The 13,285-nt window shown below is 53.8% G+C and carries 9 protein-coding genes and 1 pseudogene; 3 read left to right on the forward strand and 7 right to left on the reverse strand.

All coding sequences use genetic code 11. The annotated features are described in order from the left end of the window. The 4 genes and pseudogenes from GHO41_RS14735 to GHO41_RS14750 form a co-directional block, all read right to left on the reverse strand. Nucleotides 1-406: pseudogene (locus GHO41_RS14735) on the reverse strand (hypothetical protein); the annotation flags it as partial. A gap of 277 nt (nt 407-683) precedes the next feature. Continuing rightward, nucleotides 684-2,006, reverse strand: coding sequence for a UDP-glucose/GDP-mannose dehydrogenase family protein (locus tag GHO41_RS14740; protein WP_153433985.1), 1,323 nt, complete (start codon nt 2,004-2,006; stop codon nt 684-686). Between the two features lie 214 nt (nt 2,007-2,220). Continuing rightward, nucleotides 2,221-4,449, reverse strand: coding sequence for a polysaccharide biosynthesis tyrosine autokinase (locus tag GHO41_RS14745; protein ID WP_153433998.1), 2,229 nt, complete (start codon nt 4,447-4,449; stop codon nt 2,221-2,223). Nucleotides 4,450-4,487: 38 nt separating this feature from the next. Then, nucleotides 4,488-4,928 carry a low molecular weight protein-tyrosine-phosphatase gene (locus GHO41_RS14750; protein ID WP_048369070.1) on the reverse strand — a complete coding sequence of 147 codons (441 nt, stop codon included), beginning with the start codon at nt 4,926-4,928 and terminating at the stop codon, nt 4,488-4,490. A 998-nt stretch (nt 4,929-5,926) separates the two neighbouring features. On the opposite strand from GHO41_RS14750, the gene GHO41_RS14755 reads away from it, so the two are divergent. Continuing rightward, nucleotides 5,927-6,355, forward strand: coding sequence for a LexA family transcriptional regulator (locus tag GHO41_RS14755; RefSeq protein WP_048369071.1), 429 nt, complete (start codon nt 5,927-5,929; stop codon nt 6,353-6,355). Then, complete coding sequence (gene umuC, locus GHO41_RS14760) at nt 6,345-7,619, forward strand: translesion error-prone DNA polymerase V subunit UmuC (RefSeq protein WP_048369072.1); 1,275 nt, start codon at nt 6,345-6,347, stop codon at nt 7,617-7,619. The genes GHO41_RS14755 and umuC overlap by 11 nt, the downstream gene beginning before the upstream one ends. 61 nt (nt 7,620-7,680) lie before the next feature. Here the strand turns inward: umuC and GHO41_RS14765 are convergent, their stop codons facing one another. Continuing rightward, complete coding sequence (locus GHO41_RS14765) at nt 7,681-8,031, reverse strand: DUF6124 family protein (protein WP_048369073.1); 351 nt, start codon at nt 8,029-8,031, stop codon at nt 7,681-7,683. Between the two features lie 612 nt (nt 8,032-8,643). On the opposite strand from GHO41_RS14765, the gene GHO41_RS14770 reads away from it, so the two are divergent. Further along, nucleotides 8,644-10,434, forward strand: coding sequence for a bifunctional diguanylate cyclase/phosphodiesterase (locus tag GHO41_RS14770; protein WP_048369074.1), 1,791 nt, complete (start codon nt 8,644-8,646; stop codon nt 10,432-10,434). Nucleotides 10,435-11,182: 748 nt separating this feature from the next. On the opposite strand, the gene GHO41_RS14775 is transcribed toward GHO41_RS14770, so the two are convergent. Beyond that, nucleotides 11,183-11,959, reverse strand: a complete 777-nt coding sequence (locus GHO41_RS14775; protein ID WP_153433986.1) for an avidin/streptavidin family protein — start codon at nt 11,957-11,959, stop codon at nt 11,183-11,185. Beyond that, nucleotides 11,956-13,281, reverse strand: a complete 1,326-nt coding sequence (locus GHO41_RS14780) for an MFS transporter (protein WP_256678781.1) — start codon at nt 13,279-13,281, stop codon at nt 11,956-11,958. Before GHO41_RS14780 ends, GHO41_RS14775 begins: the two co-directional genes overlap by 4 nt. Nucleotides 13,282-13,285 lie beyond the last annotated feature (4 nt).

Below are 13,285 nucleotides of genomic sequence, written 5' to 3' on the forward strand. Positions count from 1 at the left end.
CAAGAAGCCGTGGTGATGCGGCATGATGCTCCCGCTTCAATTCAATAACCGTGTTGCACTCAGATCCTGCAACCGCCATGTTTATGGCTTCTTTGCTTATCGTTATACCACTGCCGATTGCGGTGACATAATCTTTCTTTGTGTACGGTCCCGCAGAGTAAACTCCGTGGGAGCAAGGGCTTCGAGGAACTCCTTTTGTTAATATGGTTGGCATTCCGACAAATGTTTGCTGCGTATTGGTTACGAAGCTTAAGTATTCTTTTGTCAAGTTGGAGTCATGATCCAGTATTACATAGTTATCGCTTGGCCAGCTTTCAATAAAAGTATTGTATATCCAGCTTAACGGTTTGTTTGTGATTGTCTGTTTGAGGACGGTATTGAGTCCGCAGGCTTCAAGCTTACTCATAACGGGCTGCTCTATGCAGATTTCGCGAGGGCCATTATTCCATATGCATAGCGTTGCTCCGCCAAAATGTAGTGTCGACGTCAATAGTGATTTTATTGTTGCTGAGTCTTCAATTTCGCAATTGTAGGCAACAACCAATATGGAAAGGGTCATAATATATTGTGCCGTAGCCAGTAGATGGAGCTTTTGTGGTTCCTGAGGTGTGCGTTGGCGCTATGAGTAATTCACGGCGCCAAAGCAGCAGGGTGCGCACAGCGAATGATCTTGCTTACTTGCCTCAGCGCCCTATTGAGTAATAAGTGATGTCCTTGTTTTTAATGCGCGCAGGGGTGAATAGATTTCGGCCATCAAAAATTACGGGATTACTTAGTTGCTGTTTGATGAGTTCAAAATCTGGCGCCTTAAATGCTTGCCACTCAGTAACAATAACCAAAGCATCTGCGCCTTTGAGCGCTGCTTCTTTGGTTCCACAAAGATTTAGATCATCGCGGCTGCCATAGATGCGCTGTGTCTCTTCCATTGCTTCGGGGTCGAAGGCTTGTACCTTGGCCCCGGCCTGCCACAAGGCTTCCATCAATACACGACTAGGTGCCTCACGCATGTCGTCGGTATTAGGCTTAAAGCTAAGACCCCATAGTGCAAACGTCTTGCCACTTAGGCTGCCATTGAAATGCTGGGTTATTTTCTTGAACAGTACGGACTTTTGTTCATCGTTACGACTTTCTACAGCTTTGAGCACCTTGGCGTCGAAGTCTATGCTATCAGCGGTACGGATAAGCGCTTGAACATCTTTTGGGAAGCAAGAACCCCCATAGCCGACACCTGCATACAAAAACTGGTAACCGATGCGTGGATCGGAGCCGATGCCTTGTCGAACCATTTCGATATCTGCGCCGAGCATTTCGGCTAGATTGGCCATTTCATTCATAAAGCTGATTTTTGTAGCAAGCATGCAGTTGGCCGCGTATTTGGTCAGTTCTGCGCTGCGCACATCCATCACAATTATTTTCTCGTGGTTGCGATTGAACGGGGCATACAGCTCTCGCATAACCTCTTCAGTTGAGGTGCTGCTGGTCCCGATCACAATACGGTCTGGGCGCATACAGTCAGTAACGGCTGAGCCTTCTTTAAGGAACTCAGGGTTGGACACTACATCAAAGTTTAGGTCTTCACGCTGGCGCAGGCTCAGCACTTGCGAGATGCGGGCACTCACTTTGTCTGCAGTGCCAACTGGGACTGTAGATTTGTCGATAATGATTTGTGGCCGTTCCATATGCTGGGCGATGGTTTCGGCAACGGCTAAAACATATTTTAGATCTGCCGAACCATCTTCGTCGGGTGGTGTGCCAACAGCAATGAACTGCACTTCTCCGTGTTTTACACCGGCAGCTGCATCGGTAGTGAAATTCAATCGTCCAGCTGCGTAGTTTTCTTTGACGAGTGCCTCGAGTCCCGGCTCGTAAATCGGAATATACCCTTGCTTAAGGCGTTCGACCTTATTGGCATCGATATCAATACAGACGACATCGTGCCCGACTTCGGCGAGAACTGCGCCTTGGACTAGGCCGACGTAACCGATGCCAAATACTGTAACTTTCATGTCGATTCCCTTTAAGCGTATGGCGGTGGTGTAAAGTAGAAAAGTTGTGCTGCAACAGTGGTATTAAATCGATTAGACACGCTACCGCCCCAGGATTATTCGCTAGTCCCTCAAAGCGGCATTACTTTACAGTTGGCGTGTTTTTTAATCTTGAGTAGCAAAAGAGCGCCCGCAAATTTAGCAGGCGCTCGGTAAATCATGAAAATGGCAGTTGTTAAGCTTTGTCGGACTTGTATTCGTAGTTGTAATAGCCGTAAGCACCGTAGCCGTATTTGGCGGATGCACGTTTTTCTATGCCGTTGAAAATTGCACCTTTTAGGTCAATTCCATTTTGTGCGAAGCGGCGCATGGTCAGTTCAACTTCACGGGCTGGGTTGAGTTCGAATCGAGTGACAATTAAGTTGGTACCCGATTGACGGCCGACAATAGCCGCATCCGTGACTGCCAGGAAAGGTGGTGTATCAAGAATTACTAAATCGTAGTCGGCACTGAGCTGGTCGAGAAGTTCGCTGAAGTTTTTGTGCATCAGCAGTTCGGACGGGTTTGGGGGTGTTTGACCGCGACTGATTACATGGAGGTTCTCTATGTTTGTTTTATGAGTTGCAGTATTCAGATCGCAGCGTTTGGTCAATAGATCAGATAAGCCGTTCTCTGCCGGGATATCAAACATTTTGTGGATATAGCCTTTTCGCATGTCTACATCGACTAGCAGTACACGCTGACCTGATTGCGCAATAACAGCAGCCAAGTTTGAGGAGACGAAAGATTTACCAACTTTAGGGCTCGGGCCCGAGATCATCAGGCGGTTGTTGTCTGCTTCAAGCATGGCGAAGTGCAAGCTGGTTCGCAGGCTGCGCAGTCCTTCAACTGCAAGATCAGTTGGATGGCTGCTCGCCAGCAAAGGTGTCACGCGAGTACCTCGGCCTCCAGTACTTTTATCATCTTCAACTTTTTGCAGCGAGCTGAAGGGAATTGAGGCGTATACCGGAAGGCCTAGTTTCTCGATGTCGTCTGGGTTTTGAACACCACGGTTCAGCGCTCTACGAAAGAGGACATAACCTATTGCTAAAAGAGCACCTAAAAAGGTTGCAATAAGCACGATCAAAGCTTTTTTAGGTTTGACTGGAGTTAGAAGATCTACGTCGGCGGTATCGATCAGGCGCACGTTACCAACTGCACCAGCGCGCATTACATCCAGTTCCTGAGATTTATTCAGCAACTGAGTGTAAATTTCAGTACTGACTTTTAAGTCTCGGGTCAGACTTAGTACTTCTTGCTGTGTCGTAGGTAAGCCTTCAACTTGCTTCGCCAATCGACTTTGTTTGCTAGTTAGCTCCGCAAGCTGCCCCATTAGCGCCCTATAAGCAGGATGCTGTGGAGTAAACTTTCGATCCATTTCTGCTTTTTGCAATTTCAAGGTTGAGATACTTGTATCCAGAGCTACGATCTGATCGAGAATTGCTTTTGCTTCAAGGCTGATATCAATAGATTTGCTGCGTATTTGGAAAGCATTAAGCGCATTTTCAGCTTTTTCTAGATCCTTACGAACTTGCGGTAATTGATCTCTAAGAAAGCCAAGACTTTGTGCTGCCTCTGCTGAGGTGCGTTCAACGTTTTGCTGTACATACAGGCGGGCTATTTCATTAAGCGTCTGAATTGCGACTGTTGGATCTTTATCTTCAAAGGCAAGGGCTATCATGCCTGACTCTTTGCCACGCTCAGTCACGTCCAGTGCTTTTTGGTAATCCATAATAGTGTTAAGGCGTGGATTACGAACGACAGTAAACTTAGTCCCTGGATTTGCACGTAGATTTTCAACTTGCAGTTTTACACCATGCTCGTTGATATCTTGGCCAACATTGCCTGTGAGCAATAGATTGTTGTCATCATCAAGAAGGCTAAAAGCTCCCGACTCACCCTTGATAAGCGTCAGGTCTTTGCCCAAGAGTTCCCGTGGCACTTCCAACTGTGCAAGCTTGAGTTGTTCACCGCCCCAAGCGTAACTGTTCATGCCCAGCAGTGGGCTAGCAATTTCTCCATCGGTCTCTGGTTTAAACCGACGCGCAACAAATTCCCCAATTAGTGGGAATCGGTTGGGTTCAACAGTGATATCCAGTTTCAGGTTATCTACTGCAGTCCCGATATTCTTACGCGACTTGATCAGTTCAATCTCTGTCGTTGACGGCGATTCCTTACCCAACAAGCTGCTGACATCAGAAAACCCCAACGGGTCATTCTTCTTCGGCTCAACCTGAATCAACGCGTTCGCTTGGTAGACCGGAGTGGCCAGGAGCGCATACGCCACGCCCGCGGCCATAAATACGCCGGTCACGCCTGCGATCAGCCATTTGTGGTCGATCAGCGTGCCCAGCAACCCCATAAGGTCGATTTCGTCGTTATCGTCTTCGCGGTCATGGGACTTTGTCACGGGAGCTTGCTGCATAATTCGATTCTTTTTCTTCACAGTATTCGAGAATTTGCTCAGCGCTTGAGGCGCTGTGCCCATGCGTTTACAGCTTCTTCAATCAGCGCGTACGCATGGTCGAAGGCGGCTTTCCCCTGGCGATAGGGGTCGTCGATTTCACGGTTGTTTTGCCATTTACCCAACAACAACACTTTGCCGCGTGCTTCCGGTGCGATTTTCAGTACACCGTCTATATGTTTCTTCTCCATGACAAGGATGAGATCCGAGTCATTTATCAGAGAAGAGTTCAATTGGGTACCGCTGTGGTCGCCCAGGACATGACCTTTGCTCTCAAGGACAGCACGAGCGTTTTTTTCGATGGCGTGGTTTTTCAGGGCGCCCAAGCCCGCAGAGCTCACGGCGATGCCGGAGGGGGCGAGGGCAACCCGCAGCATATGTTCTGCGGTAGGACTGCGACAGATGTTGCCGACGCAGACAATCAAGATTCGTTTAAACAAGGCAGCTTCCTTTGTGCCAAATATGCTCAGCCGGCGAGAGCATTCAACTAATCGTCACGACCACCATGCCCGCGTTTGGGCAATGGTTGTACCTGTCTATAAAAGCCTATGTGCAGCAATTGCTAAGTGGACATGGCCTTCACAAGGCAACAGTTCCCTCTGTTTTAATTACAGATAAGGCCGGTGTGAAGTTGGAGGTGCCGAAAATTTTAACGGCGAAGGGTCTCTCAGATCAACCTTTATGTACAAGATGTAACGTAGGGGGCTATATATAGCCTTTTTCAACGATTTTAGTTTGACAAAAAATAACATTTTAGGGCCTTTTTTCTCGGTCAAATCAACCCCTTAGGCGCTGTTGCGTTGCGCTGGCAAGCAGGCCTAAGGGGCAGTTTTCAGGGTGCAGATGAGTATTTATGCGGCTTCCAGGGCACGTTGTGCGGGTTGGGGTTTGCGCTCACCCACTTGGGTGTGCTTTCGCGGGTGCCCATCCTTTTAGATGGCAACCTGTGCCCGGTTCTGGTGCAAGGTGGTGCCCGCTCATCGCCCTGGCTGCACGGGTGCCGGTGGCAGGGTGCACGGGCAATTTTGCGGTAGAACTGTTTAGTTATATCTGGCGCTAACTGCCGCTTGGCTCTTCAGAAGTTGCATGACTATTCACCTAAACTTAGTGGTAGTGGCACGGTGATATTGATGTTGATATCAAAACATCAAATTAAGCGATAAGCGGTAAATAGCCGTGTATTACGCGCTTTTGTCACTGAGTTTGACAGTACTTATGCGCCCTAAATGTGTAGGGCGAATCTGAAATTCGCTTCAAGTTAGTGCAATTGCTCCAGATATCGCACAGCGATAAAGCAGAGCATTTAGGCCGGGCATGCGTTTTTGGCAATTTCGGATGCGGCTGGCTCCACCTGTCGAAATTTCTGACATAAAAATTGACCGGGCTCTTACGCCACAGTCTACTGTATGCATGTACAGTTTATGGAAGGGCGCGTGTCATGGGTTTCTCTCTCTTGGGTCCTCTTGCTGAAGGCAGCGTTCGCTTGCCGCTGTGTACGTTCAAGATCCCGGCGGGGTTTCCGTCGCCTGCGACGGACCATATGGAGCAGCCCATCTCGCTGGATGAGGTGCTAAGCCTGCGTGCCCCGCATGTGTATCTGGTGACGATTGATGGCGACAGCATGCAGGGGGTGGGGATTTTTTCGGGTGACCTTGCGGTGGTTGATCGTTCTATTGAGGCGGCAGACGGGGATGTGGTGGTGGCTCTGCTTAATAACGAGCCGATCTGTAAGCGGCTGTGTATTCGTGGCAAGCGCGTGGTGCTTTGCTCCGAGAACCCCAAGTACCCCGACCACCATGTGCTGGAGGGCGATGACTTGTCTATTTGGGGCGTGATTACGTATAGCGTGCGCAGCCATGGCCATTAAGTTGCCAGCGGTGTTTGCGCTGATTGACTGCAATAGTTTTTATGCCAGTTGCGAGCGGGTGTTTCGTCCGGACTTGGCCAAGGTGCCGATTGTGGTGCTGAGCAACAACGATGGCTGCGTGATTGCCCGCAGTTATGACGCCAAGCCGCACATAAAAATGGGTGAGCCGTATTTTCAGATCAAGGATCGGCTGGAAGCATTGGGGATTGTTGCGTTCTCGTCCAACTATGCGCTGTACGGCGATATGAGTGAGCGGGTGATGAGCCTGATCGAGTCTCAGCTGCCCGCCGTCGAGGTGTACAGCATTGATGAGTGTTTTGCTGACTTGACCGGTATTACCGACCCCAGCGAGGTGGGGCGCCAGTTGCGCAGCAAAATTGTGCAGTGCACAGGGATCCCGGTAGGGGTGGGTATTGCCCCGACCAAAACCCTGGCCAAGTTGGCCAACTACACGGCCAAACGGTTGCAGGCGCGTACAGGCGGGGTGGTTAATTTGTGTGGCGAGCGTGAGCGCAGTTGGGTGCTGCGTAATACGCCGGTGGCTGAAGTGTGGGGCGTGGGCCGGCGCATGACGCTGCATTTGCAAGGCATGGGCATTATGACGGCCATGGATCTGGCCAGTGCTGACCCATGGATGCTGCGCAAAAAGTTTAGCGTGGTGATGGAGAAAACCGCTCGCGAGCTGGCCGGTACGTCGTGCCTGGAGCTGGATGAGCCAGATCCGCCCAAGCAAGAGATCTGCTGTAGCCGCATGTTCGGCAAACGCCTGACCGCCATGGCACCTATTAAAGAAGCGGTCGCGACTTATATGATGCGCGCGTCCGAGAAGCTTCGGGCCCAGCGTTCTTATTGCCGCAAGGTGCGGGTGAGTATTCGTACGGGGATGTTCAACCCCGATGAGGCCAAGTACGCCAATGGTGTGGTGGTGACGTTGCCGTACCCGACCGACGACGTGCGCTTGCTCACCAAGGCCGCGGTTGATGCGGTGGAGTTGGTGTTTCGGCCGGGTTTTAAATACAGCAAGGCAGAGGTGCTGTTGCTGGATCTGCGCCAGCCGGGCGAGTTTACCGATGATCTGTTTGCGATTAACCAGCCTGCGGAGGCGTCGCGGGTGATGGCGGTGCTGGACGAGATCAACGGGCGCTGGGGGCGTGGCACGTTACGCACGGCCAGTGTGCCGAGCCATCCGGAGTGGGCCATGCGCCGTGACTTGATGAGCCAGGGCTATACCACGCGGCTGGACCAACTGTGGCGGGTGGGGTGAGGTGTTTGTATGAATACACGGTTGGGCTGACGCGCCTGTCGCCAAGCAGGCGCGTGCTGCTTTAGTGCGTGGTTAAACCATCCAGCGACTTATCGACGTACGCCCTGGCCAGCTCCACCAGGTGCACGGTCGATAACACCAAACTGCGCGCGTGCCCGCTCATGCCATTTCCTGCCTCACTCGCGGAGGCACCCGCGCAGCGCAACAAGTCTGACGCTTGGGCCAAAGCCGCTTCTAAATTGACGCTGTCCGGGATGACATACGTGGCCAGGTCCACGTGTCGTGGAGGTTTGGGTTCGAGCAGGTAAAAATCCAGCGCGCGCTCGGCGGCCGCACGGTCTAACAGCACATCGTTGCACTGGGCAGCATCGAGCAAGGGAAGGGTGGGTGGATCGGGGACAATCTTTTTCATGGGTACAACTCCTAATCACTTAAAGGAGCTGTCACCTGTCGCGACTAAACGAGTGGGTGGCAGCCGTACGCAGGTTAGTCGACCGGTGATCAGGAAACCCGGCGCGCCCGAAGGCGCCCTGCGCACGGCCACCATAAAACGCGGCCGAAAAAAAACGCCTCGCACAGGTGGCGCCTTGCGCCTGATCACTTGCCGGGCGACTAAACCCAACCGCTGATGGACAGCGATGGGCCGAGACTATGCCTCGAACTGGACAGGCGCAAGCGAACGGGATTTTCTCGGAAGTTTCGCGCAATTGAAAGCGAACTGTCGTACGAAATGGCTGATTTTTAAGTGCTGCTGACGTTTTTCATCGCAGTTTGTGGCTGTTTGCCATTGCTTAAATTTGCAACGGTTTCGTTTGAATGTTGCCTTTATTTGAAGCATGCCTTGGCCCGGTGGTGGCTGGCATAGATTTTGTAGAGCGCCCGCGTGGAGAAACCCTGAGAAGGGTGCTTTACTCCAACCCACTTAAAGCGAGAGCTCCGGCGGTAAGGGGTTCAACACGGTGAATACACTGAACGAAGGCCGATCAAGGCTGGAAACCCAGGCCGACTGAATTAAGGACTCTTCATGCCTACAACGCCGGCCACACTTTTAATTGTTGATGATGACGAAGGCATCCGTAAGTTGCTGGAGATCATGCTGGAGGATCAGGGCTATCAAACGCTCAGCGCCCCTTCGGGTGAAATGGCCCTGGCCATGGTGGCCAGGCAACCGCCCGACTTGATCTTGCTCGATGCCATGATGCCGGGCATGGACGGCTACCAGGTGGCCCGCCACATCAAGGCGAACGTGGCGACCGCGAATATCCCGATCATCATGTTGTCGGGCCTCAGCCAGCAAAGCGCGCGGCTTTCAGGGCTGGAGGCGGGCGCCGAAGAGGTGCTCAGCAAACCGGTGGTCAATGATGAACTGTGGCTCAAAGTGCGCAACCTGCTAAGGCTCAAGGCCTTTGGCGATCATCAGGTGGTGCACAGCTTGATGCTCGAGCAGCAATTGCAAAAGCGCACCATCGACGTTGAGCGGTTTCGTTCCGCCATGGGCAGCGACGAGCGCCTGTTGAAAATGGCCAACTACGACCCGCTGACTGGCTTGCCCAACCGCAACCTGTTCTACACCACCTTGCAAATGGGCCTGACCCAGGCCGAGCTTAGAGGCTGGCAACTGGCGGTGTGTACGGTCGACCTGAATGACTTTAAAAGCTTCAACGACGTGTGGGGGCATTTGATTGGTGATCAGGTGCTGGCCGAGTTTTGTCGTCGGCTGTCCAACTGCCTTAACGTTACCGACACCTTGGGCCGTATGGACGGTCATGAATTGGCCTTGATCTTGATGATCCGCAAAGGCCAGACGGGGCCCAAACAGATCGTGGACCGTATTCGAGAGGTGCTGCGCGAGCCGTTCAGGGTTCAGGAGCAAGACGTGACCATGACTGCCAGCATGGGGCTTGCCCTGTACCCCGATGATGGCGCCGACGCCGAGGGGCTGATCAAACAGGCCAGCACCGCGATGAACCGCGCCAAACAGGCGGGCAGGGATACCTACCGGTTTTACACCGCGCAAATGAACGTCGAAGTGCAGGCACGCCAAGAGCTCGAAACGGCGTTGCGTGATGCGGTACGCAAGCAGGCGTTTGAGCTGTATTACCAGCCGAAGATAAGCCTGCGCGACGGCACCATGTGCGGGGTTGAAGCGCTGTTGCGCTGGCATCGCCCGGGGCTGGCGAGCGTGCCGCCGTCGGTATTTGTGCCGATTCTGGAAGAAATGGGGCTTATCTCCATGGTGGGGCAGTGGGTGATTGCCAGGGTTTGTAAGCAAATTGCCTATTGGCAGCGTTCCGGTTTAGGCGTGTCGCAAGTGGCGGTCAACGTCTCGGCGCAGCAGATAGCCGAGGGGGATTTTGTGCAAGACATCCAGCGCTCGCTGGACGAACATCAAATCGAGGCTAAATGGCTGGAGCTGGAGTTGACCGAAAGCTCCTTGATGTTCAACACCCCCGAGACCATAGCCAGTTTGTTGGCGTTGCGAGACATCGGGTTGAAGATCTCCATAGACGACTTTGGCACGGGGTATTCGAGCCTTGCTTACTTGAGTCGTTTCCCGATTGATAAATTGAAAATCGACATCGCTTTTATCCGCGAAGTCCCGCACAACGTCCAGGACGCGGCCATTACCCGCACCATCATCGAACTGGCTCACAGCCTCAACTTGCAGGTGATTGCAGAAGGCGTTGAAAACTGTGAGCAGCTGGCGTTTTTAACAGAGAACGGCTGTGATCAAGTCCAGGGTTACCTATTGAGCCGGCCATTGCCGACAAAAGAGCTGGAGACGTTATTGCGCGAACAGAGATGTTTTACGTGAGACGTGGTACGCCCGTAGCAGTTGACGAGCCTTGCGAGGCTACGTCCGGGCGCGCAGCGGCCGTAAAAGAGCCAAGATCAAAAGATCGCAGCCTTCGGCGGCTCCTACGCTTTGACCGCGTACGCTTGTAGTCGCTGGCGAGGCACGAGGCTGCGAAAGATCAAAAGATCGCGAGGCAAGCTCGCTCCTACAGCTGTATTGCGCACCTGTAGCCGCTGACGAGGTACGAGGCTGCGATCGGGCGCGCAGCGGCCGTAAAAGAGCCAAACTCAAAAGATCGCAGCCTGCGGCGGCTCCTACGCTTTTACCGCGTACGCCCGTAGTAGCTGACGAGGTACGAGGCTGCGAAAGATCAAAAGATCGCGAGCAAGCGCACACACCTGTAGCAGTTGACGAGCTTTGCGAGGCTACGTCCGGGCGCGCAGCGGCCGCAAAAAGGCCAAAATCAAAAGATCGCAGCCTGCGGCGGCTCCTACGCTTTTACCGCGTACACCTGTAGTCGCTGACGAGGTACGAAGGCTGCGAAAGATCAAAAGATCGCGAGCAAGCGCACACACCTGTAGCAGTTGACGAGCCTTGCGAGGCTACGCAATAGCCAAAATCAAAAGATCGCAGCCTGCGGCGGCTCCTACGCTATTACCGCGTACACCTGTAGATCAAAAGATCGCGAGACAAGCTCGCTCCTACAGGTGTATTGCGCACACCTGTAGTCGCTGACGAGGCACGAGGCTGCGAAAGATCATAAGAACTACCCGCGTTTAAACACTAATGCCGTCAGACGTGTTTGTACGTAGGTCTGACCTGGCGCTGTCGGTGCGCTGGTCATTACCGCTAATGCCAATGTTTGATCCTGCATCTGTAAGGTTCCACATAACGACTGTACGTGGGATGAGTGTGCAGTGCTCAGTGCCAGTGATTGCAGCACTAGCCCGCTGGCCATGGCTTTGATGTCGGTAAACCCCACCACCTGTGTCTGGCCCTCTGCATTGATCAAAAAGCCCTGCACACGGCCCACTCGACCTTCTTTGGTGGCTTCAACCCACAGGTTTAAACCCGTGCCGTCCGGCGCAATCCATGTGCCTGTCAGTGGGTTGTCGACGCTCGATGCTATGGCCGCAGCCCCCGTCGGCACCGCGCGTTGCATACGGCCAGGCCTGCGATACACCAGTTTGTCGACGTAGGTTCCCTGCGCGGCAAGCCCCGCAAAGTCACTGCTGGCGACCAGTAAATGCGAGAGGGTCAACACCTCTTCCTGACCCTGCAAACTGATTTGCCCGCAGAGTGAGGATGACCAGTTCCAACTGGGGTCTGCCGTGCCTTTGCCGACGCAATGCCAGTCGATGGCCAGCGCCACGGGTTGGCCCTGTGTCGCCGTGGCGGCTGTGCCCAGTTGGTAACCGCTGACTTCGTACTGCCCCGTGGAGCCGGTTGAAGACTGGTAAACCCCCGACACTTTATTACCCTCAACGACCAGGCTCATCAGCGAGCCGTATTCATTGGTCCAAAGACCTGCAACCGGGCTCATTGCAACGCCTTCCCTTGCGTCTCCGGAATAAACACCACCAGCAGCACGGTGACTAACATGAAGCCGTTGATGAGGGTGGAGGTCAGGTTGAAGGATGACCCGTAGGCCACCAGCACGCCGATGATGGACGGTGCCAGGATGTTGGCCACGCGTTGGGCAAAGACTGCCCAGCCATAGCCGATGGTGCGCAGTGGGGTGGGGTAGAGTTCGGCGATCCAGGTGCCCCACACGCCCCAGGCGCCAAGGCTGAAGAAGGCCAGGGCAAAGTTGCTGAGGTAGAGCATTTCCAGGCTCTGAACGTTGGCAAAGGCGTACCCGGCCACCACGGAGGCGCTGATGAAGGCGATGATGACTTTTTTACGCCCCAAACGGTGGGTCAGCCAGGAGGCGGCCATGTAGCCCGGGATCATGCACAGGGCTGACAGGGCAATAAAGCCGTAGCTTTGCGGCAAGTTGAGGCCGCGCTGCTGGAGCAAGGTCGGGAGCCAGGTTTGCAGACCCCAATAGCCCCACGAGAAGGTGAAGTTGACGGCAATTTGCAACACGCTGACTTTGCACAGCGCAGCTTTGAACAGTTCACGCTGATGGCCCCGGCTGGTCTGGTCGATGTGCAGCCAGCAATGCTCCGGGACTTGCACCGCGCCCCGGCTAAGCCGGGCAATCACGGCGCGGGCCTGAGTTTGTTTGCCAGCACCTGCCAGCCAATAAGGCGATTCCGGCACCCAATACGCAACCACCAACGCCCATAAACTGCCCATTGAGCTCAGCACGATAATCGCCCGCCAGCCCCATGGCAGCAGCCACACGGTCGCGCCCAGCGCCAATAGCATGCCGACCGGCCAGCCTGCCGCGAGGTACACCGACAACGCGCCGCGATAGCGCAGGGGCAGTAGCTCCTGGAAGTGGGCAAAGGTGACGACCATCATGCCCACCGCTGCCACGCCCGACAGCAGTCTGAGGCTGTACAGGGTGACGTAATCGGGGGCAAAGGCGCTGGCCAGCGAGATTACGCCATAGGTCGCCAGGCTCAATATGATGGCGCGTTTGCGGCCGATGCGTTCGGCCACTTTGCCCCAGGCCAGTGACCCCAGCAGCATGCCGATAAACATGGCGCCAATCAGGTTGCCGACGGCGATGGTGTCGAGGCCGAAGTCGTTGGCGATCAGCGGCGAGGTGTAGACGATGATCATCATTTCCCACGCTTCAATCGCGAAGACAAAAAACAGCGCCAGGCAGCTTTTTAAATGTTCGCGGGTCAAGGGCACGGTGCGAAATACATCACCGACCTGCCGGGTTGTTGGGGTGTCAGGCGTCATGCTCATAAGG

The sequence above is a fragment of the Pseudomonas sp. FSL R10-0399 genome (assembly GCF_009600165.1).
Taxonomy (GTDB): domain Bacteria; phylum Pseudomonadota; class Gammaproteobacteria; order Pseudomonadales; family Pseudomonadaceae; genus Aquipseudomonas; species Aquipseudomonas helleri.